Origin of the sequence: Dyella sp., assembly GCF_035503745.1 — a bacterium.
Lineage (GTDB): Bacteria > Pseudomonadota > Gammaproteobacteria > Xanthomonadales > Rhodanobacteraceae > Dyella_B.
Genome location: NZ_DATJTC010000027.1, coordinates 1 through 19,139, shown reverse-complemented (window position 1 = coordinate 19,139; position 19,139 = coordinate 1). Strand labels below are relative to the sequence as shown.

Annotated in this window: 15 protein-coding genes; 8 read left to right on the top strand and 7 right to left on the bottom strand. The window is 65.0% G+C overall.

The window, feature by feature from the left end; genetic code table 11:
- Window positions 1-82 precede the first annotated feature (82 nt).
- Together VME63_RS10400 and VME63_RS10395 are read right to left on the bottom strand one after the other, a co-directional pair.
- On the bottom strand, window positions 83-1,282 hold the full coding sequence (locus tag VME63_RS10400; protein WP_325432975.1) for a DUF1501 domain-containing protein: 1,200 nt from the start codon (window positions 1,280-1,282) through the stop codon (window positions 83-85).
- Between the two features lie 9 nt (window positions 1,283-1,291).
- Window positions 1,292-2,869, bottom strand: a complete 1,578-nt coding sequence (locus tag VME63_RS10395; RefSeq protein WP_325432973.1) for a DUF1800 domain-containing protein — start codon at window positions 2,867-2,869, stop codon at window positions 1,292-1,294.
- Between the two features lie 160 nt (window positions 2,870-3,029).
- Between VME63_RS10395 and VME63_RS10390 the strand changes: the two genes are divergently transcribed.
- Entirely contained in the window at window positions 3,030-3,659 is a 630-nt protein-coding gene (locus VME63_RS10390; protein ID WP_325432971.1) for a class I SAM-dependent methyltransferase, read from the top strand.
- Here the strand turns inward: VME63_RS10390 and agaR are convergent.
- From agaR to VME63_RS10375, 3 genes are all read right to left on the bottom strand, one after another.
- Window positions 3,656-4,462, bottom strand: coding sequence for a transcriptional repressor AgaR (gene agaR / locus VME63_RS10385; protein ID WP_325432969.1), 807 nt, complete (start codon window positions 4,460-4,462; stop codon window positions 3,656-3,658). The two genes, VME63_RS10390 and agaR, sit on opposite strands and share 4 nt — an antisense overlap.
- Window positions 4,455-5,723, bottom strand: a complete 1,269-nt coding sequence (locus VME63_RS10380; protein WP_325432967.1) for an amidohydrolase family protein — start codon at window positions 5,721-5,723, stop codon at window positions 4,455-4,457. The genes agaR and VME63_RS10380 overlap by 8 nt, the downstream gene beginning before the upstream one ends.
- A 198-nt stretch (window positions 5,724-5,921) precedes the next feature.
- Window positions 5,922-6,839 carry a fructose-bisphosphate aldolase gene (locus VME63_RS10375; protein WP_325432965.1) on the bottom strand — a complete coding sequence of 306 codons (918 nt, stop codon included), beginning with the start codon at window positions 6,837-6,839 and terminating at the stop codon, window positions 5,922-5,924.
- Window positions 6,840-6,931: 92 nt separating this feature from the next.
- Here VME63_RS10375 and VME63_RS10370 point away from each other — a divergent pair, with 92 nt between their 5' ends.
- The 5 genes from VME63_RS10370 (at window position 6,932) to VME63_RS10350 (ending at window position 14,091) form a co-directional block, all read left to right on the top strand.
- Window positions 6,932-8,098 carry a tagatose-6-phosphate ketose isomerase gene (locus VME63_RS10370; RefSeq protein WP_325432963.1) on the top strand — a complete coding sequence of 389 codons (1,167 nt, stop codon included), beginning with the start codon at window positions 6,932-6,934 and terminating at the stop codon, window positions 8,096-8,098.
- Window positions 8,095-9,036 (top strand): carbohydrate kinase family protein, encoded by a 942-nt coding sequence (locus VME63_RS10365; RefSeq protein ID WP_325432961.1) that lies wholly within the window; start codon window positions 8,095-8,097, stop codon window positions 9,034-9,036. Before VME63_RS10370 ends, VME63_RS10365 begins: the two co-directional genes overlap by 4 nt.
- Entirely contained in the window at window positions 9,033-9,962 is a 930-nt protein-coding gene (locus VME63_RS10360) for a 1-phosphofructokinase family hexose kinase (protein WP_325432959.1), read from the top strand. The genes VME63_RS10365 and VME63_RS10360 overlap by 4 nt, the downstream gene beginning before the upstream one ends.
- A 110-nt stretch (window positions 9,963-10,072) precedes the next feature.
- The gene (locus tag VME63_RS10355) at window positions 10,073-12,073 is read left to right on the top strand and encodes an enterotoxin (protein ID WP_325432957.1); all 2,001 of its coding nucleotides are present in this window, start codon (window positions 10,073-10,075) and stop codon (window positions 12,071-12,073) included.
- Between the two features lie 140 nt (window positions 12,074-12,213).
- Window positions 12,214-14,091, top strand: a complete 1,878-nt coding sequence (locus tag VME63_RS10350) for a beta-galactosidase (protein ID WP_325432955.1) — start codon at window positions 12,214-12,216, stop codon at window positions 14,089-14,091.
- Between the two features lie 103 nt (window positions 14,092-14,194).
- Here VME63_RS10350 and typA read toward each other — a convergent pair whose 3' ends face one another.
- Both typA and VME63_RS10340 read right to left on the bottom strand, forming a co-directional pair.
- Entirely contained in the window at window positions 14,195-16,024 is a 1,830-nt protein-coding gene (gene typA / locus VME63_RS10345) for a translational GTPase TypA (RefSeq protein ID WP_325432953.1), read from the bottom strand.
- A gap of 250 nt (window positions 16,025-16,274) precedes the next feature.
- Window positions 16,275-16,556, bottom strand: coding sequence for a hypothetical protein (locus VME63_RS10340; protein ID WP_325432951.1), 282 nt, complete (start codon window positions 16,554-16,556; stop codon window positions 16,275-16,277).
- 176 nt (window positions 16,557-16,732) lie between these two features.
- On the opposite strand from VME63_RS10340, the gene VME63_RS10335 reads away from it, so the two are divergent.
- Window positions 16,733-18,484, top strand: coding sequence for a 3-hydroxybutyrate oligomer hydrolase family protein (locus VME63_RS10335; protein WP_325432949.1), 1,752 nt, complete (start codon window positions 16,733-16,735; stop codon window positions 18,482-18,484).
- 93 nt (window positions 18,485-18,577) lie between these two features.
- Complete coding sequence (locus VME63_RS10330) at window positions 18,578-19,087, top strand: peptidylprolyl isomerase (RefSeq protein ID WP_325432947.1); 510 nt, start codon at window positions 18,578-18,580, stop codon at window positions 19,085-19,087.
- The last annotated feature ends 52 nt before the right edge of the window (window positions 19,088-19,139 follow it).

Sequence of the window (19,139 nt, the reverse complement as noted above, 5' to 3'; positions counted from 1 at the left end):
CCGCGCAGGGCATCGCCGCGGCCGGGGAGTGCGCAGCGACGCCTGTTGTCACGATGCGGTCGCCCTCGCATCGTGAGGTTCGTCACACCAGGCGCAGATCGCGCGGCCGCGCCTGCGGGAATACCACCTGCAGCTGTTGGCCGCGCAAGCCCCATAGACGGCCCAGCAAGGCGCTGTATACGTCGCGGTAGTTGTTCAGCACCTGGTAGTCGCGATTCTGCAGCAGGTTCTGCTGGTTGACCGCGATTTGCTCGCCGGCAATGCGCCCGCCGCTGACATTGCCGCCCAGCACCCAATGCACGGTGCCGTGGCCATGATCGGTGCCGCGATCGCCATTTTCGCGGAACGTGCGGCCGAATTCGGAAACGACGACCACGGTGGTGTTATTCCACTCGTTGCCCAGCGCCGCCGCATAGGCGGCCAGGCCCTGGCCGAGGTTGCGTAGGTTGTTGGCCAGGCCGCCGGTGACGTTGCCCTGGTTGACGTGCGTGTCCCAGCCGCCGACGTCCACGAAGCCGAGGCGGTACTGGTCGCGCATCAAGGTGGCGATGCGCTGCGTTTCCTGTGCGAAACCGGATGCGTTCGGCGCGCCGCGGCTGGCGGCGACCATCTCGTTGCGCAAGTCCATCGAGACGGTAGAGCGCAGGCTCAGCCCGTCGGCGGCGGCGGAGGCGAGCGCGGTGTTCTTGTACATGCCGGCGAGAATCGCCGATTGCCTGTCGTCGAAGTGCGCCTTGGTGTCGCCCTTGAGCGAAATGTTCGGAATGTCCTTGCCCGAGCCCTGGAAGCTCAGCGGCAGGCTGTTGGTAAAGGCGATCGCCGGCACGCCGGTCAGCACGCCGGACAGGCGCGCCATGAAGCCGGAGCGATAGTTGCCGCCATGTTGCAGCGGTTCGCCGCGCTCAATGTTGTCCTGCGTTTCGAAGTGGCTGCGCGACAAGTCGTCGGTGCCGGCGAAGGGGATGAACGCGGCCTGCTTTTTCTGCCACAGGGGGTAGATCGAATCGCGCAACACCGGATTCATGCCCCAGTTCGCGTCGAGCGGAAGCGTGGTGTTGGGGTTGTTGGCATCGGGCCTGGCGATGGCGATGGTCGGGCGCGAGTCGTAGTAGAAGTCGCTGCTATAGGGCACCAGGAAGCTGTTGCAGTCGTAGCCGCCGCGCAGGAACACGAACAGGAAACGCGGGGAGTTGGCCGGCGCGGCGAAAAGTCGGCCTGAAAAGGAAAGAGCGGGCGCTGCGGCGGCGGCTGCGGCAGCAAGTAGAAATTCGCGGCGGTTCATGCGATCACCTCAGCGATAGTTGAAGTCAGGCGAAGACAGCAGGAAGGTATTCCATTCCACTTGCGAGGTGGCCTTGCCGAGCGCATCGCGCGTGGCGGCTGACAAGGTCGGTTCGATCGTCTGCTGGAACAGCGTGGAATTGAGCATGGGCGGATCGGCGCGCCGGACCTGGCCGTCGCTGTCGGCGAACAGGCGATTGCGGCCGCTGCCGATGGCGCGCGCGACGTCGAAGCGTTTGGCCATCTGTCCGGAACTGGACCAGCTTGCACTATCGAGCGCCCAGCCGTCGGGCGTGATGTGGCCGTATACCAGTTCGTTCATCTGGTTGAGCCAGTTCACCAGCGGATCGGCATCGTTGATGGGCTTGCCGTCGTAGGCAAGGCGCATCGCCGAGACCAGGAATTGGGTGGGATCCTTGAACTTCTTGCCGGCACCGGCGGTGACGTACTTGGACAACAACATGGTGCGCAGCACGGCGGCGATGTCGCCGTCGGTGCGCTGGAACGTGGCGGCCATGGCATCGACCAGCGCTGGCGGCGGATCGTCCGCGACGAAGTACTGCGCGATCTGCCGCGACACGAACCTGGCGCAGGCCGGCTGGTGCACGATCATGTCCACCGCCTGCTCGATCTCGTCGAAGCCGCTGCCTTTGATATCGTGCCCAAGGAACTGCTTGTCGGAGAAATCGTGCCGTCCCGGCAGGAAAACGAACAGGCCGTTGCGCACTACACCCGGCCGCTGGTTGAGGAAATTGCCGTCGATGCCGTCGATCACGTTGGGACCGCGTTGCGGCGCGATGCCGGCGCCGGTAAGGATCAGGGCAAGTTGCTGTACGTCCTGTTGCGTGTATCCGGAGTTGACGCCGAGCGTGTGCAGCTCCATCAGCTCGCGGGCGTAGTTTTCGTTGGTCTTGCCGCGCACGTTATGCGCGTTGTCCAGGTACAGCTGCATGGCCGGGCTTTCCAAGGTGGCCATGACCAGATCCTTGAACTTGCCCAGCGCGTGCGGGCGGATGGCGTTTTCCTCGTAGTCGGTGGTGAACAGTCCTACGCCACCCTTGGGCGCGTAGACGCTGAAGTGATTGAGCCAGAACCACACCATCTGTTCCTTGAGCTGGTTACGGCCGTAGATGGCGCGCAACAGTTCCACTTCCTCGCTTTGCTTGAAGATGCTGCGGCGATATTTCTGCACGTCTTTCTTGGCCATCTCCTTGGCACTGGCGTTGGCGGCATCGACCTCCTTGGCTTTTTTCTGCTCCTGGCGGTAATCGGCCACGAGTGTGGCCGGCGTGGTGTTGAAGGCTTCGTAGCTGTCGATCAGTGGGGCGATGGCCGGCGGCAGCGGATCGTCGCCACCGGCGAGCTGTTCGTCGAGAAAGCGTATACGGCCCAGTTCGCGGTAGCGCTCGATGGTGGCGCTGTCGAGACCGAAGCCATCGCGGCGCAGCCAGGCGATGTCGTCGGCGGTCAGTGCCTTGCCGCCTTGTGCCTGGGCCAGCAGCGGCCAGGCAAGCGGCGCGGCGAGCAGGCATAGCCCCAGCCACCGCAAGGTTCGCGTCGGTTTGTGCCGCTTTGAATCTGCTTGCATGGAACACGCCCCTTTTGTGTGTCTTATCGCCTCAACGTGCGGGTGCGTAAGAGGCTGACGCGAATATCTTCAGAAAACGCGAATATTCCGCCGTGATTCACAAAATTCCGGTCAAGGAGTTAAGACAGGGTTACCATGCAGGGCCCAGCGGAGTCCAAGCATGCGCAAAACTTACGACCAGGCGTACTTCGACAAGTGGTACCGAAACCCCAGCCACGCCGTGACCTCGGCGGCCGTGCTCAAGCGCAAAGTGGCGATGGCGGTGGCGCAGGCGGAGTATTACCTGGGACGGCCGATCCGTAATGTGCTCGACGTCGGCTGCGGCGAAGGCGTATGGCGCGCACCGCTGCGCGCGTTGCGGCCGGGCGTGCATTATCGGGGCCTGGATTCCAGCGAATATGTGGTGCGGCGTTTTGGGCGCAGCCGCAACATCGGCCTTGCGCGTTTCGGTCAGCTGGCGCAGTTGCGCTTCGATACGCGGTTCGATCTGATCGTGTGCACCGACGTGCTGCATTACCTGCGCCCGGCCGAGCTGCGCGCGGGCATGGCTGGCATCGGCGACATGCTCGAAGGCGTGGCGTTTCTGGAGGTGTTCACCAACCGCGACGACGTGGATGGCGATCACCAGGATCTCTATTTGCGTTCGCCATCGTGGTATCTGCGCGCGTTCGGCGACGTGGGGCTACTGCCGTGCGGATCGCATTGCTATCTTGGGCCGCGGCTGGAACGGCACATCGCCGCGCTGGAGCGTGCGCAGCTCTACAAGAGCGGCCGGACGTCGGCCCGCTAGACCAGCATCACCTGCACGCCCGCTTCCTGCAGCGCTTCCACCATCTCCGGCGCGGCACTGCTGTCGGTGATCACGGTGTTGAGCGTTTGCACCGGTGTAATGACCGAGAGACTGCGCTGGCCGAGCTTGCTCGCGTCGAACACCGCGACGGTTTCGCGCGAGACGCGGATCATCAGCGCATTGAGCGAGGCTTCCAGCGGATCGGGCGTGGTCACGCCCACCACCGGATCCAGGCCATCGACGCCCAGGAACAGGCGATCGGCGGAAATGCGCGACAGCGCCTGCTCCGCATCGGGCCCCACCAGCGAATAGGAGGTATGGCGCAGCATGCCGCCGAGCATCATCACGCGCACGTGCGGCAGCGTCGATAATTCCAGTGCAATGTTGAGCGCGTTGGTCACTACGGTCAGCGATTCGAATTTCATCTGCCGGATCTGGCGCGCGATCTCCACCGTGGTGGAGCCGGAGTCGAGGATGATGGTTTCGCCTTCGCGGATCATCTTGGCGGCGGCGTGCCCGATGCGCACTTTCTGCGCGTGCGAGCGCGTCTCCTTGATGTTCAGCGGAATGTCGTTGGCGGTGGCCTGCGTGACCGGCAGCGCGCCGCCGTGCGAACGTGCGATCGCGGCATTGCGCGCCAGCGTTTCCAGATCGTTGCGAATGGTGACCGAGGAGGTGCCAAAGCGCGCCGCCAGCTCTTCGACGGTGGCGCGGCCGTTGCACTCGACGTATTCGACGATCAGGCGTCGACGCTCCTCGACCAACAGGCGCTGGGAGGGGGCGGAGGCGCGGGCTTCATTCATGGCGGATGCTTAGCAGTCGGGCGGCGTTGTCATGGTATATCTTGCGCAGAATGCTGTCTGTTAGGCCCAGTCCGTAGATCGACCAGCGCCCCTGGGGCGGCACCGGGGCCGGGGCGTAGTCGAAGTATTCGTCCTCGGTCTCCAGGAAGCGGTAGTAGATCTCGTACAGCTCGTCGCCGAACAGCTGCTGGGGTACGTCGTCGCCATAGGGCGAGGGCACCGCGTCGGTGCCGAACAGGATCCGGTCCTGGTAGCGGTCGAAAAAGCGCCTGGCCGCGCGCGGCTGGCGCCCCAGCTCGCCGATGCGGGCGCTGATGTCGACCAGGGTATTGGGAAAGCGGTCCAGGGTATCGGCCACGGCCTGGAGGTTTTCCGCCCAGTTGCCCACGTGCATCAGGGCGAAGGTGGTCCGGGGGTGGCGGGCGATCAGGCGGTCGCGCGCGGCCAGGATCGCTTCGTTGCTGGGAAATTCGGGGCCGTAGAACGACCAGTCCGGATGCCTGGCCAGTTCCTCGTAACGCTCGTTGTATTCGTCGGTGGGCAGGAAGAACGCCTCCGGATCGGAAACGTGCAGGAATACCGGCATGCCATGCGCGGCGCAGGCTTCCCACATCGGGTCGAAACGCCGGTCGTCCACCGCCACCAGCGGGCCGCTGTCGATCTGCTCGCGCAGATACAGGCCCAGCGTTTTGAGCAATTTCAGGCCGCGCGCGCCCACCCGGTGGGCATGGTCGATGGCATCGGCCTGGCGCTGCGGATAGTCCGGCTCGGGAAAGTACGCGTAGGAAGGCTCGGTAAGGGTGATGAAGCGCCCCGGCGCGGCCTGGTCGAACAGGCCGATGGTCTGCTCCAGGCCCGCACCCACGCCGCCGGTGAGATTGACCAGCGTGCGCACGCCCTTGCGGTCCATCACCGGCAGCAGGTCTTGGGGCCTGGCGAACACGACCATGTCCTCGCCCACCGAGACACCGTTGCGGACCTTGCTCGACCATGTCAGATGGGTATGCGCGTCGATCACCGGAAAGCGCGGCTGCTCGATGCGGGTTTTGGGAACGCGCAGCATGCTGCGCGGTTTGAAATCCTCCAGCGGCAAGCTGGCCTTGCCCTGGTCGGGAGCCGTCTGCAGCGGGTTCTTGCCGCCGGCCTGGATGGTGCCCGCGCCGTGCGGCGGCGCGCAGCAGAAGCAGCCGCCGCGCGTTTGCTGGCGGAACGACCAGGGCGCGGGCCGGGCGGTTTGCGGTTTGCGGATGTTATGCGTCATCGCCGAAGTATTTCCCAAGGGCGGACTGGAAACTCTGCGCTAGTGTCGGTCCAGGCACGTCGCGGGTGAAGCGCCCGATGCGGCGCCAATGCGCTGGCGCGCTCCCCGGCGCGGGCCACGCAAACCGTGTAGACAGGCCCGCGGGGACACTCGCCGGGCAAGTGGGCCTGACAGAGAACGCGCGCCGCCAGTGCCCTTTCAGCGCGGATGCCTGGCCATGATCTGATGCACCTGCTGCACCAGCGCAATGGCCTGGTCGAGCGGCCGCAGCCACATGTTGCGGCCGAACATCACGCCGTTCGCGCCGCAAGCCATGTAGAACTCGACCTTGCGCAGCACCGCCGCGTCGTCGTCGTTCTTTTCGCCGCCGGAAAACAGCACCATCGTGCGTCCCGCCGAGCGCACCACGCGCTGGGTGCGGGCGGACGCATCTTCCTGCAATGGCTGGTACGGCGCCGGGACGTTGCCGCGGCTGTCGTCCGGCTCGTGCAGTTTGACGATGTCCGCACCCAGCTCCAGCGCCACGCGCGCGGCGTAATCTTGCGCGTACAGGCTGCCTTTGCCGCCCTTGGCGTCGATGGCCGCGCCGCGCGGGTAGGACCAAAGCACCAGCGGCATGCCCAGGCGCTCGCAGTCCTGGCGCACCTTTTCGAACTGGCGGAATTCGTCGTGCTGGCGCGGCGAGCCGACATACATGGTGTAGCCGACCGCGTCGGCACCCAGCCGCACCGCGTCTTCCACCGAGGCGAACAGCGGCGAGGTGGCCTCCGCATCGCTGGGAATGTTGGTTTTGCCGTTGAGCTTGAGGATCAGCGGCACTTGTCCGCACCATTGGCCCATGTACTTTTCGGCCAGCCCCACCCCCAGCGCAATGGCGGAGAACCGACCCTCCACGGCCAGCCGGAACTGATACTCCGGATCGATCGCCGGCGGGTTGGGAAAGAAATCGCTCGGGCCGTGTTCCAGGCCCTGGTCCAGCGGCAACACCAGCAGGCTGCCGTTGCGCGGGCCATACCCGTACATCAGGCGCCAAAGGCGGGTGCGCTTGCCGTGCGAGAGAGACAGCTGCGAAAACTTTTCGGAAGCTTTCGAAAGGTGTTGTAAGTGATCTTTCATTTCGAATACTCTGAGAGCGTCATCGGATGGTTTCACATTCGTTCGAATTGAGCAAAATGTCAATACTTCAAAAGAAAACGAAAGATGGATCGATGCTGAGCGCGCTCCACGACATGCCCGTGCAGGCCCAGCGGGACGCCGGTTATGCAGACACCCTGCGGGAAATTCTGCAGCAACCGGCCACCTGGCAGGACACTTTCGATTTGTTGCGCGGCACCGCGGCGCAGGCGCTGCTGGCCAAAGCGCTCGGTGCGCGGCCCGGCCACGTGGCGCTGACCGGCTCGGGCAGCTCGATGTACATCGGCCAGACCCTGGCGCCCCTGCTGCAAGCAGGCCTTGGCGTACCGGTGCAGGCCATCCCCGCCGGCACCTTGCTGACGCATGCGTCCAGCGTACTGCCACGCGGGCCGGGCCTGCTGATCTCGCTGGCGCGCTCGGGCGACAGTCCGGAAAGTGCCGGCGTGCTGAACCACTTGCTGCAGCACGCGCCGGCGTGGCGGCACCTGGTGATCACCTGCAATGCGCAAGGCAAGCTGGCCACGCTTTACCGGGACGATCCGCGCGTTACCGTACTGGTACTGGACGAGCGCACCAACGATCGCAGCCTGGTCATGACCAGCAGCTTCACCAATCTGCTGTTGGGCGGCGCGGGCTTGCTCGAGGGCACGCACGCGGCGTTGACCGCCCAGGACATACGGCGCGCCGCATCCGGCACGCAGCATGTATTGGATACGCACGCCGACGTGTTGGCGGAACTGGCGCAACGCGATGTCGACTCGGTGGTGTACCTGGGCAGTGGCGCGGCTTTCGGCGCGGCACGCGAAGGCGCGCTGAAAATGCTGGAGATGACCGGCGGCAAAGTCGTGACGATGGCCGAAACGTTTCTCGGCCTGCGGCATGGGCCGATGTCGTTCATCCAGCCGTCCACGGTGATCGTGGCGATGCTTGCTCCCGATCCGTCGATTCGCGCCTACGAATACGACGTGCTGCGCGAGCTGTCGCGCAAGCAGTTGGGCATGGCCAAAATCGTGGTGGGCGACGAGGTGCCCGACGATGTGCTGGCCGCAGCGGATATCCGCATCGCGCCATCGGTGTTGGATGCCGATACCGAGATCCCCGCGCTGCTGGCCGGTGTCGTGGTGGCGCAACTGCTGGCGCTGTTTCGCTGCCTGGCGTTGAGCGGCCGCCCCGACGCACCTTCGGCGGGCGTGCTGACGCGCGTGGTCGAAGACTTCGCCATCCACGGAGCGGCAAAATGACCTCGCACGGGCGCACGCCGCGCATCCTGATCGTGGGCGAGATCAATGTCGATTTCGTCTTCAAGGGCTGTCACGCCTTGCCGATGCCGGGCAAGGAAGTGTTGGCCGAGGATTTCGTCATGACGCCAGGCAGCTCCTCGATGATCTGCGCGATGGGGCTTGCGCGGTTGGGCAACCCGGTAGCGTTTCATGGCCTGCTCGGCGTGGACGCCTCGGGCATGTTCTGCCTGCAGGCGTTGCGCGAAGCGGGCATCGACGTGGGCACCCTGCGCCCGGACAGCAGCCTGCGTACAGGCGTGACCGCATCGCTGTCCACGCCGCAGGATCGGGCGCTGGTGACGTTTGCCGGTGCCATAGCGCAACTGCGCGCGCAGGACATCAAGGACGAGTGGTTGGCGAGCGCCGATCATTTGCACGTATCTTCCTACTATCTGCAAAAAGCGCTGCGCCCGGGGTGCCACGAGTTGTTCGCGCGCGCCGCGGCAGCGGGACTGACGACATCGCTCGATCCGGGTTTCGATCCCGCACAGGGATGGGAAGGCGACTTGCTCGAGGTCTTGCGCCACGTCGATGTGTTTCTGCCCAACGAGCAGGAACTGCAGGCCATCACCGGCCACGACGACGTGCGCCAGGCCCTCGCCTCGCTGCAGAACGGACGCACCCAGACCATCGTCAAGCGCGGTCGCGAAGGATGCGGCGCGCTGCATCAGAGCCAGTGGCTTGAGGTGCCGGCCTATGCCGTCGATGCGATCGACAGCACCGGTGCCGGCGATTCCTTCGATGCTGGATTCCTGCATGCATGGCTGCGCGGCATGCCGCTGGCCGATGGCATGCGCTGGGGCAGCGCGTGCGGCAGCTTGTCCACGCGCGGCGTCGGCGGTACCGCAAGCCAGGCGACGGCGGCCGAGGCGCTTGCGCTGGTGGCGGGTACGCCATGATCGCGGTTGCCGGGTTCAACACGGCGATCGATCGATTCATTCATCTCGATGCGCTGATCCCCGGCCAGGTGCATCGCGCACGCGATGAGCAGGTCTATCCCGGCGGCAAAGGCGTGCACGTGGCGCAGACCATCGCCGCGCTGGGCGAAAGCGTGCAACTGGTGGGCTTGACCGACGCGCCGCATCGCGACCTGATCCAACAGCGCATGAGCGAGCGCGGCGTACGGTTTCATGGTGTGGAGGTTGCCGCTTCGTTGCGTCATTGCCTTGCACTGCAGGATGCCGGCGGCAGCATCACCGAAGTGCTGGGGCAGGGGCCTTTGCTGGGACAAGGCGAACGCGAGGCGTTGCTGCGCGACTTTCGCCGGATGGTGGACGAAAGCGGGCTGGTGATCCTTTCCGGCAGCGTGCCACGCGGTTTTGCGGCCACCGTGTATGCCCAGCTGATCGAGCACGTCAACCGTCTTGGCAAGCGTTGCCTGGTCGATGCCAGCGGTGAGGTGATGCGGCATGCGGTCGGCGCCCATCCTTTTCTGGTCAAGCCCAACCGTGACGAAATCAGCGAATGGACGGGCCATGCCGTCAGCGACCTTGCCGCAGCCAAGGAGGCGTTGCATGCGTTGCGCGCGCAGGGCATCGCGATGCCCGTGGTAACGCTGGGCGAACAGGGCGCGATCGCGGCCGATCACAGTGGCATCTGGCATGCGCACCTTGCGGCGACCCAGGTACGCAACAGTGTCGGCTCGGGCGATTGCTTCCTCGCCGGCATCGCGGTTGCGCTGCAACGGAATCAATCACTGGAACACGCGCTGCGGCTCGGCGTGGCCTGCGGCGTGGCCAATGCGCAATCGCAGGAAACCGGTTTCGTGGAGCGATCCTGCGTGGATGCGCTGCTTTGCGCGGTGCAGGTGCGCCGTCTGGACTAAATCGATGGAGCACGCGCTGGTGCGCGCTCCGTCACGGGCTCAAGAGGTTTTGCATGCTCCATCGGTATCGCTCTTCGCTGAACTGGACACGCATCCGGCCGCGTTCGCGCATGTACAGGAAAACTCTCGCGCTCGCCGCATGCGTCACCTGGCTGGGCAGTGCCGGCACGGCGTGTGCCGGCGATGCCGCGATTGTCGATCCCGGTGCGCCCGTGTATGCCGCGCACGGTGAGCAGGCCAGCTTCGGCAATGCCGCCATCGTTGCCGACTGGAGCGTGGTGGATGGCAAGCTTACGGGTGTCTCGGTCACCGATCGCGACAATCGCCAGGTGTTGAGGGTGGACGAGCTGTTTACGCTGGATCTGCCGGCCAAGCAGAGCATCCGCGCCAGCGACATGCATCTGGCCTCGCCCTTGGCGATGCATGTGCTGCCCGTGGATGCGCATGCCTCCAATCTCGCCGAGCGCTTGCCTGGCGAGGACGTCGGCGCCACGTTCAACGATACCGACGGACGCTTTCGCGTGGACTGGCGGCTGGTGCAACGCACGGGTTCGGCCTATCTGCGCGAGATCGTCACGATCACCGCATTGAAGCAGGACGAGCCGTTGACCGATGTTTCCCTGCTGCGCGCCACCCCGGCGCATGCCGAAGTGGTCGGCACCGTGAAAGGTTCGCCCGTGGTCGCCGGTCAGTTCTACCTTGGGTTGGAAAATCCGCTTTCCGATAGCGATGCGTGGGGCCACGTGACGCTGTCGATGGCGCGTAGCCTGCCGCTGCGCAAGGGCCAGTCGATCACTTATTCGGCGGTGGTCGGCGTGGTGCGCGCCGGGCAATTGCGGCGCGATTTCGCCACCTACATCGAGCGCGAGCGGGCGCATCCGTATCGCCCATTTCTGCATTACAACTCCTGGTACGACATCGGCTATTTCACACCCTATACCCAGGCGCAGGCGCTGGATCGCATCAACGCGTTTGGCCAGGAGCTGAGTGTGAAGCGCGGTGTGAAGCTTGACTCCTTTCTGTTTGACGACGGCTGGGACGATCGTTCCGGCAGCTGGCGCTTCAGCAAGGATTTTCCGCACGGCTTCGTGCCCCTGCGCGAGGCCGCGGCCAAGTACGGCGCGGCGCCGGGCATGTGGCTGTCGCCTTGGGGCGGTTACAGCAAGCCCAAGGAAGAGCGCGTCAAAAACGGTGCGGCGGCCGGCTACGAAATCATCGACGGAGGGTTGGCGCTTTCCGGTCCCAAGTATTACCGGCGTTTCCACGACGTGGTGATGCAGCTGGTGAACCAGGACGGCATCAACCAGTTCAAGTTCGACGGCACCGGCAATGCCGACAAGGTATTTCCCGGCAGCCGCTTCGACAGCGATTTTGCCGCGGCGATAGCGTTGATCGGCGACATACGCGCCGCCAAGCCGGACATCTATATCAATCTCACTACCGGTACCTGGGCGTCGCCGTTCTGGCTGCGCTATGCCGACTCGATCTGGCGCGGCGGCGAAGACGACTGGCACGCGGGCGTGGGCAGCGAGCGCGAGCAGTGGATCACCTATCGCGACCAGCAGACCTACGAAAACATCGTGGTGCAGGGGCCGCTGTTCCCGATCCAATCGCTGATGCTTCACGGCATCATCTACGCGCAGATGAACAAGCGCCTCAATACCGATCCGGGGCACGACTTCGCCAACGAGGTGCACTCCTACTTCGCCACCGGCACGCAATTGCAGGAGATGTACATCACGCCTTCGCTGTTGACTCAGCAAGACTGGGATACCTTGGCCGACGCCGCCAAATGGTCGCGCGCGAATGCCGACGTGCTGAAAGACTCGCACTGGATCGGCGGGGATCCCGGCCGCCTGGATGTCTACGGCTGGGCCGCATGGTCGCCGGCGAGGTCGATCATCACCTTGCGCAACCCCGACGCGCATCCGCAAACCGCGGTGATCGATCTGCAGCGACAACTGGAGTTGCCGGCGGGGGCGGCGCGCCGGTTCAGCGTGCGCGATGTGTGGCACAGCGGCGGCGAGGTGCCCTCGCAGTTGGATGCCGATCATGTGCGGACGATCACACTGGCGCCGTTTGAAGTATTGACCCTTCAATTGACGCCTTGATGTACCCTGCGCCCTCCGTTGCGTGGTGGGTCGCGTAAACGCTTGCGTATCCATCGTGCTGACGTTGCCCCTCCCTGACTGCACATCGGGGAGGGGCAGGGTATTTGGACGGCCAGATGAGGCGAGGGTGTGAGGGTTTCATGCAACGACGCGATTTTCTTCGATTTGCGCTTTTGACACCGTTGGCGGCAAGCGTGCCGCTGGCTTATGGCGAAATTTCCAAAGCATCCGGCGCCGAGCCGGTTCCCAACGGCAAGCCGCACCGCTTCCAATTGAGCCAGCAGCATTTCCTGCTTGACGGCGTGCCGTTCCAGATCCGCAGCGGCGAAATGCACCCGGCGCGCATTCCCGCCGAATACTGGCTGCATCGCATTCGCATGGCCAAGGCGATGGGGCTGAACACCATCTCCCTGTACCTGATGTGGAATTACCTGGAAAGCGAGCCGGGCGTATTCGACTTCACCACCGAGCGGCGCGATTTCGTGCGTTTCATCCAGTTGTGCCAGCAGGAAGGCATGTGGGTGTACCTGCGCCCCGGTCCTTACGTATGCGCCGAGTGGGATCTGGGCGGACTGCCGGCCTACCTGCTGCGCGATCCGTCCATTCGCGTGCGCACCAAGGACGATGCGCGCTACATGCAGGCGGTGCAGCGCTACATGGATGCCATCGCGCTGAAGATCGCGCCGCTGATGGCCGGCCGCGGCGGCCCGATCCTGATGGTGCAGATCGAGAACGAGTACGCCTCGTTCGGCCACGATCTGGCCTATCTGCTGAAGCTGCGCTCGATGTGGCAGGCACGCGGCATTGAGGGGCCGTTCTCCATTTCCGATGGCTTGGGCGCGATCGAGAAACAGAAAACCTATGTGCCCGGCGCCGCACTGGGCCTGGATGGCGACACCGACTTCGCCGCCGCTCAGGAAATCGCCGGTGAAGCGCCGGTGTGGATGGGCGAGGGTTATCCGGGTTGGCTCACGCATTGGGGCGATCCGGATTTCCAGATCGGCAATTTCGTGCCCACCTTGCGCAAGCTGCTGGCCGAAGGCCGTTCGTTCAACATGTACGTGGTGCATGGCGGCACCAATTTCGGTTTCACCGCGGGCGCCAATGCGCGCGACGACTACGCCAACTTCGAGCCGGTGATTACCAGCTACGACTACGGCGCGCCGATCAACGAGCGCGGCGAAGCGACACCCGACTATCACGCGTTCCGCGCGCTGCTCGCCGCGCACGTGCCGCATGCGCTGCCCGCGCCGCCGCCCGCGCCGCCGACGATGACGTTCGCCGAGGTGCTCGCGCACCCCTTCGCATCGATCTGGGACAACCTGCCGATCCCGGCGCACACGGTGAAGAAGCCAGATCCGAACGAAATCCTGTTTGCCCAGGATCATGGCATGGTGCTGTATCGCAAGACGCTGCTGCACGGCGGCTTGCTGAACATGGAGGGCCTGCGCGATTACGGCACGGTGTTCAGCGACGGCACGTATCTGGATTACGTCTCGCGCGTGGACAAGCCCGGCCTGCACGTGCAGCACTACGTGGACATTCCACCGCCTGCCAACGGCGCGGGCACGACCGTGGACATTCTCGTGGACAGTTTTGGCCACGTGGGCTACGGCCAGGCGATGTACGACTTCAAGGGCATCGTCGGCGCGGTGACGCTCGACGGCGAGGAGCTGCACGACTGGCAGGCGCACAGCCTGCCGATCGACGAGGCGTACGTGGCGGGACTGCCGCCAATGAGGCCCGATTCGCCTTCGAAGCTTCGTCCCGGACTGTTCTTCAAGGCATTCCTCAACCTCGACAAGCTCGGCGATTGCTACATCGACATGAGCGAGTGGGACAAGGGCTATCTGTGGGTGAACGGCAAGCTGTTGGGCCGCTACTGGCGCATCGGGCCGCAGCAGCGTCTGTATTGCCCCGCATCGTGGTTTGCACGGGGAAGCAATGAATTACTGGTGTTCGACATGCACCGCACCACGCCGGCGACGATACGCAGCAGCGAACATTTGAAATGGTGATCGCCCGCTAGCCTCAACCCCAACTCCCCCTGCGTGCGGCAGGGGAGGGCCGGGTTGGGGCGCCGCCTGGCGGCGGCTTTTCATTTGAACTGCGGGGTAACGATCAGGCGCTGCGCGAAGCCTTCTTGCGATCGTTCTCCGTCAGGTGCTTCTTGCGCAGGCGGATTTCCTTCGGCGTCACTTCGACCAGCTCGTCGTCGTCGATGAAGTCCAGCGCCTGTTCCAGCGAGAACTTGGTGGCCGGCGTCAGCTGGATCGCATCGTCCTTGCCCGAGGCGCGCATGTTGGTCAGCGGCTTGGGCTTGATCGCGTTGACGGTGAGGTCGTTGTCCTTGGCGTGGATGCCCACCAGCTGGCCTTCATAGACCGAGTCGCCCTCGGCCGCGAACAGCTTGCCGCGATCCTGCAGCGGCCCCAGCGAGTAGGCCGGCGTGGTGCCGGCGGCGTTGGCGATCATCACGCCGTTCTGGCGCTTGGCGATCTGGCCTTCTTCCTTCGGGCCGTAATGGTCGAACACGTGGAACAGCAGGCCCGAACCCTGCGTGAGGGTCTTGAACTGGTTCTGGAAGCCGATCAGGCCACGCGCTGGAATCATGTATTCCAGGCGCACGCGACCCTTGCCGTCCGGCTCCATGTTCTTAAGCTGGCCCTTGCGCGTGCCCAGGCGTTCCATCACCGGGCCCTGGTGGTTTTCTTCCACGTCCACGACCAGTTGTTCGATCGGCTCCATTTTCTGGCCGTCGATTTCCTTGATGATGACTTCCGGGCGCGACACTGCCAGCTCATAGCCTTCGCGGCGCATGTTCTCGATGAGCACCGACAGATGCAGTTCGCCGCGGCCGGACACCAGGAACTTGTCCGCATCGGAACCTTGCTCGACCTTCAGTGCCACGTTGTGCACCTGCTCGCGGTCCAGGCGATCCTTCAGCTGGCGGCTGGTGAGGAACTTGCCGCCGGAAAGATCCTTGTTGCCGGCGAACGGGGAGTTGTTCACCTGGAAGGTCATGCTGATGGTCGGCTCGTCCACGGTGAGCGCGGGCAGCGCTTCGGGCGCGTCGAGCGCGCACACGGTGTCGGAAATGGTCAGCTCCTGGATGCCGGAGATGGCGACAATGTCGCCTGCTTCGGCGGTGTCCTGCTCGATGCGCTCAAGGCCCAGGAAGCCCAGCACCTGCAGCACCTTGCCCTGGCGCTTCTTGCCGTGGCGATCGATCACCGCCACCGGCATGTTCTTTTTCAGGGTGCCACGCTGGATGCGGCCGATGCCGATGACGCCCACGAAGTTGTTGTAATCCAGCTGGCTGATGCGCATCTGGAAAGAACCGGTGGGGTCGACGTCGGGCTTGGGCGCGTGGTCCATGATCGCCTGGTACAGCGGGGTCATGTCGCCTTCGCGGGCGTCCTGGTCGAGCGAGGCGTAGCCGTTCAGCGCCGAGGCGTAGACGATCGGAAATTCCATCTGCTCGGGCGTGGCGCCGAGGCGGTCGAACAGATCCCACACCTGCTCCACCACCCACTCCGGACGCGCGCCGGGGCGGTCGATCTTGTTGACCACCACGATCGGCTTGAAGCCCATCGCGAACGCCTTCTGGGTCACGAAGCGCGTCTGCGGCATCGGGCCGTCCATCGCGTCGACCAGGATCAGCACAGTGTCGACCATCGACAGCACGCGCTCCACCTCGCCGCCGAAGTCGGCGTGGCCTGGGGTGTCGACGATGTTGATGCGGTTGCCGCGCCAGGTGATGGCCGTGTTCTTGGCCAGGATGGTAATGCCGCGTTCCTTTTCCTGGTCGTTGCTGTCCATCACGCGTTCGGCCAGCACGGTGCGCTCGGACAGGGTGCCCGACTGCTTCAGCAGCTGGTCGACGAGGGTGGTCTTGCCGTGGTCGACGTGGGCGACGATGGCGATATTGCGCAAGTTTTCGATGGACATGGATAAAGGGCTTGGGCGGGCCGCAAGGCCGCCTCGCAGATTTGGGTCAGGGTTAACCTACGGATTATACGGGGTTATGTGACATCTTGCTTGCCCCGCCTGAGCGAGGCCTCGGCGCGGGCCGGGCGGGGCCGTTTCCCGCATGAAAACCCCGTATCGGCGGACACGGGGCGGCATGCGTCATGCGCCCCTGTTCAGGTTGCCGGGCCGCGAAGCGCTGGCGCGGCCCTGGGGCCCGGCATCGCGCCGATTACGCCTCGGCGTCGTCCTCGACCTCTTCTTCCTCGTCGTCGTCCCCGGCGAACTCGGACAGTTCTTCCACACGCAGGAAGTTGGCCGCCTCATCGGCGAACACGATGCGCTTGCCGTCGGCGTGCATCGGGCGCACCTCGTGCTGCCTGTTGCCGCCATCGAGCGTTTCCACCAGGGCGAAGCACACCAGGCTCGCGGCGCTTTCCTCGCCGCTCTCGTCATAGACGGCGACCCAGCCGGTGGCGGGAAGAATCTGCAGGATGTTGGTTTGCTTGGACATGACCGCTCCGCGTGATGAAAGCGCGCAAGCTTGCCTGCCGTTCATGACGATCGCAAGCGCGCAAGCTTGCGTTGCTTGGCGTTGTTTGCACGCGGATGAATATCCCTGCATGCCGCGCTACTGTTGCCAGGCCGATTGCCGCCGTCGCGGCATGGACATCTTCAACGGAGTCTTCCATGCGGGACCTCGACATCGTGCAAGGCGAAGTTCGCCTCACCGCGCATCGCGAGCATGACGATCTGCTCAGCGCGGGGCTTGGCCTTGCCGGCTTGCGGGGCGCGCCGGCGGCGTTCGCCGATGCGCAGCGTCCCAGCGCGCAGGAGTTGCGCCGACGCGCGATTCAAACCAGCTGGAAGGGGATTGCCGACCTGGGCCCGCTTGGTGGTTACGGCACGGTGTACGGTGCGGTTGCGCACGTTCCGGGCGTCGAATACCACGCCTTCGCAAAGCTTTCTGGCGCGCATGCGCCGCATCGGGTGCTGCTGCAGGTGCCGGACAACTTTGACCATGCGCACCGTTGCCTGGTGGTGACGGCCTCGTCGGGTTCGCGCGGCATCTATGGCGCGATCGCGCTGGCCGGTGCGTGGGGTTTGCCGCGTGGGTGCGCGGTGGCTTACACCGACAAGGGCGCGGGCACGGGCTATTTCGATTTCTCCGACGATAGCGGCGTGGGTTTGAGTGGCGAGCGCGCACAGCGCGGTGCGGCGTTGCTGGAGTTCGAGCCGCCCGCCTCCCACGGCGAGGGCATTGCGATCAAGCATGCGCATTCGGGCGACAACCCCGAGGCCGATTGGGGGCGCCACGTACTGCAGGCCGCGCGGTTCGGCTTGGCGATGCTCGATCGCGCCTTCCCGGGGCAGGCACCATTCACGCCGCAGAATACGCGCATCATCGCCACCGGTCTTTCCAACGGCGGCGGGGCGGTGTTGCAGGCTGCAGGCATCGACGATCAGCGCATGCTCGCGGGCGTGGTGGCGTTGGAGCCGAACGTGTATACGCCAGGGCGCGGACGCGCCTTGTATGACTACGCTACCGAAGCGGCCATCTGGCTACCGTGCGCGTTGACCGATGCGCGCTTTGCTGCCGTGCCGTTCGCGCGCGATGTGCACGGTCAAGCACCTGCCGCGTGGACCGCGCGCGGCGCGAGTCTGCGCGAGCGTGGCCAGTTGAGTGCATCGACGCCACCCGCACAGGCAGCGCAAGCATATGAACGCTTGCGTGGCGCGGGCTGGACCGATCAGGCGATGGCGACCGCGGCGCTGAGCGTGGCTTTCGATCTGTGGCGCACCCTCGGTGCGGCGTATGCCTCGGCGTATCTGCGGCGCGGCGCGCACGAGATGCCCGGCGGCTACCGTTACGCCGGCACGCTCGCGGACGGCAAGCCCGGTGTCGCCGACGCGGCGACGCGCGCAGGCTGGTGGGCGGACGCGTCAGGCATTCCGCCCGGCAACGGCGTGGGCTTGTTCGGCCAAACCGACGGCAGCATCGATCCGCAACTGGCCGGTTGCGAACAACTGCGTAGCCTGTGGACCGGCGATGACGCACAGGCCCGTACGCTGCGCGCGTCGGTCGCGGCCGTTGCCGTGGGATTGCCGCGCGAGAACCTGCCGCTGTGGGTGCTGCATGGCGCCGACGACGGCCTGCTTCCAACCACATTCAGCTCCGAACCCTATGTCGCCTGGCTTGGCGAGCACGGACGTAAGCCGCTGTATTGGAAACTGCCGCACGCCCAGCACTTCGACGCCTTCCTGGCGCTGCCCGGTTTCGGCGACCGGCACCTGCCGCTGCTGCCTTATGGCTACGCCGCGCTGGACCGTCTATGGGCCCATCTTTACGCCGAGCGGCCGTGGCCGGCCGATCTCCCCACGCCGGCCGGGACGCCGCGCGGGGCCGGTCCGTTGCAGCGGGGGATGCTGGGACTGGACTGATTCTGTTGCACGGCACGGGGTCGGCGGTATCCTAATCGATTAAGCGCGCCGCCCTGTGCAGGCATCCCGTTCTAGCAAAGAGAAGGAATATCCATGGCCATCAACGTCACCCTCACCACCAATCGCGGCCCGATCCACCTGCGCCTGCATGACGATAAAACCCCGGTGACGGTGGCCAGCTTCGTCAATCTGGCGCGCCGTGGTTACTACGACGGCCTGTCGTTCCACCGCGTGATCGCCGACTTCATGATCCAGGGCGGTTGCCCGGAAGGCAGCGGCCGCGGCGGCCCGGGCTACCGCTTCGAGGACGAGTTCCACCCGGCACTGCGCCACGACAAACCGGGCGTGCTCTCCATGGCGAACGCCGGTCCCCGCACCAATGGCAGCCAGTTCTTCATCACCCATGGCGCCACGCCGTGGCTGGACGGCAAACACAGCGTGTTCGGCGAGGTGGTGGACGCGAACGACCAGCAGGTGGTCGATGCGATCCGCCAGAACGACGTCATCGAGAAGGTCACCGTGGAGGGCGACGTGGATGCGCTGCTCGCCGCCAAGGCCGACCGCGTGCAGGAGTGGAACGAGACGCTGGACGCACGCGGCTGAGATTCTGCGCGGGCAGACACCGGGCTGCCCGTCCTGTCCACAAGGCCCGGTT

Excerpts from the sequence above, each read along its gene's own strand:
- VME63_RS10400 (WP_325432975.1), bottom strand. The coding sequence starts at position 1,282 with ATGAACCGCCGCGAATTTCTACTTGCTGCCGCAGCCGCCGCCGCAGCG.
- VME63_RS10360 (WP_325432959.1), top strand. The coding sequence starts at position 9,033 with ATGATCGCGGTTGCCGGGTTCAACACGGCGATCGATCGATTCATTCAT.
- VME63_RS10380 (WP_325432967.1), bottom strand. The coding sequence starts at position 5,723 with ATGACGCATAACATCCGCAAACCGCAAACCGCCCGGCCCGCGCCCTGG.
- VME63_RS10335 (WP_325432949.1), top strand. The coding sequence starts at position 16,733 with ATGCGGGACCTCGACATCGTGCAAGGCGAAGTTCGCCTCACCGCGCAT.
- VME63_RS10355 (WP_325432957.1), top strand. The coding sequence starts at position 10,073 with ATGTACAGGAAAACTCTCGCGCTCGCCGCATGCGTCACCTGGCTGGGC.
- VME63_RS10350 (WP_325432955.1), top strand. The coding sequence starts at position 12,214 with ATGCAACGACGCGATTTTCTTCGATTTGCGCTTTTGACACCGTTGGCG.
- typA (WP_325432953.1), bottom strand. The coding sequence starts at position 16,024 with ATGTCCATCGAAAACTTGCGCAATATCGCCATCGTCGCCCACGTCGAC.
- VME63_RS10370 (WP_325432963.1), top strand. The coding sequence starts at position 6,932 with ATGCTGAGCGCGCTCCACGACATGCCCGTGCAGGCCCAGCGGGACGCC.
- VME63_RS10395 (WP_325432973.1), bottom strand. The coding sequence starts at position 2,869 with ATGCAAGCAGATTCAAAGCGGCACAAACCGACGCGAACCTTGCGGTGG.
- VME63_RS10390 (WP_325432971.1), top strand. The coding sequence starts at position 3,030 with ATGCGCAAAACTTACGACCAGGCGTACTTCGACAAGTGGTACCGAAAC.
- agaR (WP_325432969.1), bottom strand. The coding sequence starts at position 4,462 with ATGAATGAAGCCCGCGCCTCCGCCCCCTCCCAGCGCCTGTTGGTCGAG.
- VME63_RS10330 (WP_325432947.1), top strand. The coding sequence starts at position 18,578 with ATGGCCATCAACGTCACCCTCACCACCAATCGCGGCCCGATCCACCTG.
- VME63_RS10365 (WP_325432961.1), top strand. The coding sequence starts at position 8,095 with ATGACCTCGCACGGGCGCACGCCGCGCATCCTGATCGTGGGCGAGATC.
- VME63_RS10340 (WP_325432951.1), bottom strand. The coding sequence starts at position 16,556 with ATGTCCAAGCAAACCAACATCCTGCAGATTCTTCCCGCCACCGGCTGG.
- VME63_RS10375 (WP_325432965.1), bottom strand. The coding sequence starts at position 6,839 with ATGAAAGATCACTTACAACACCTTTCGAAAGCTTCCGAAAAGTTTTCG.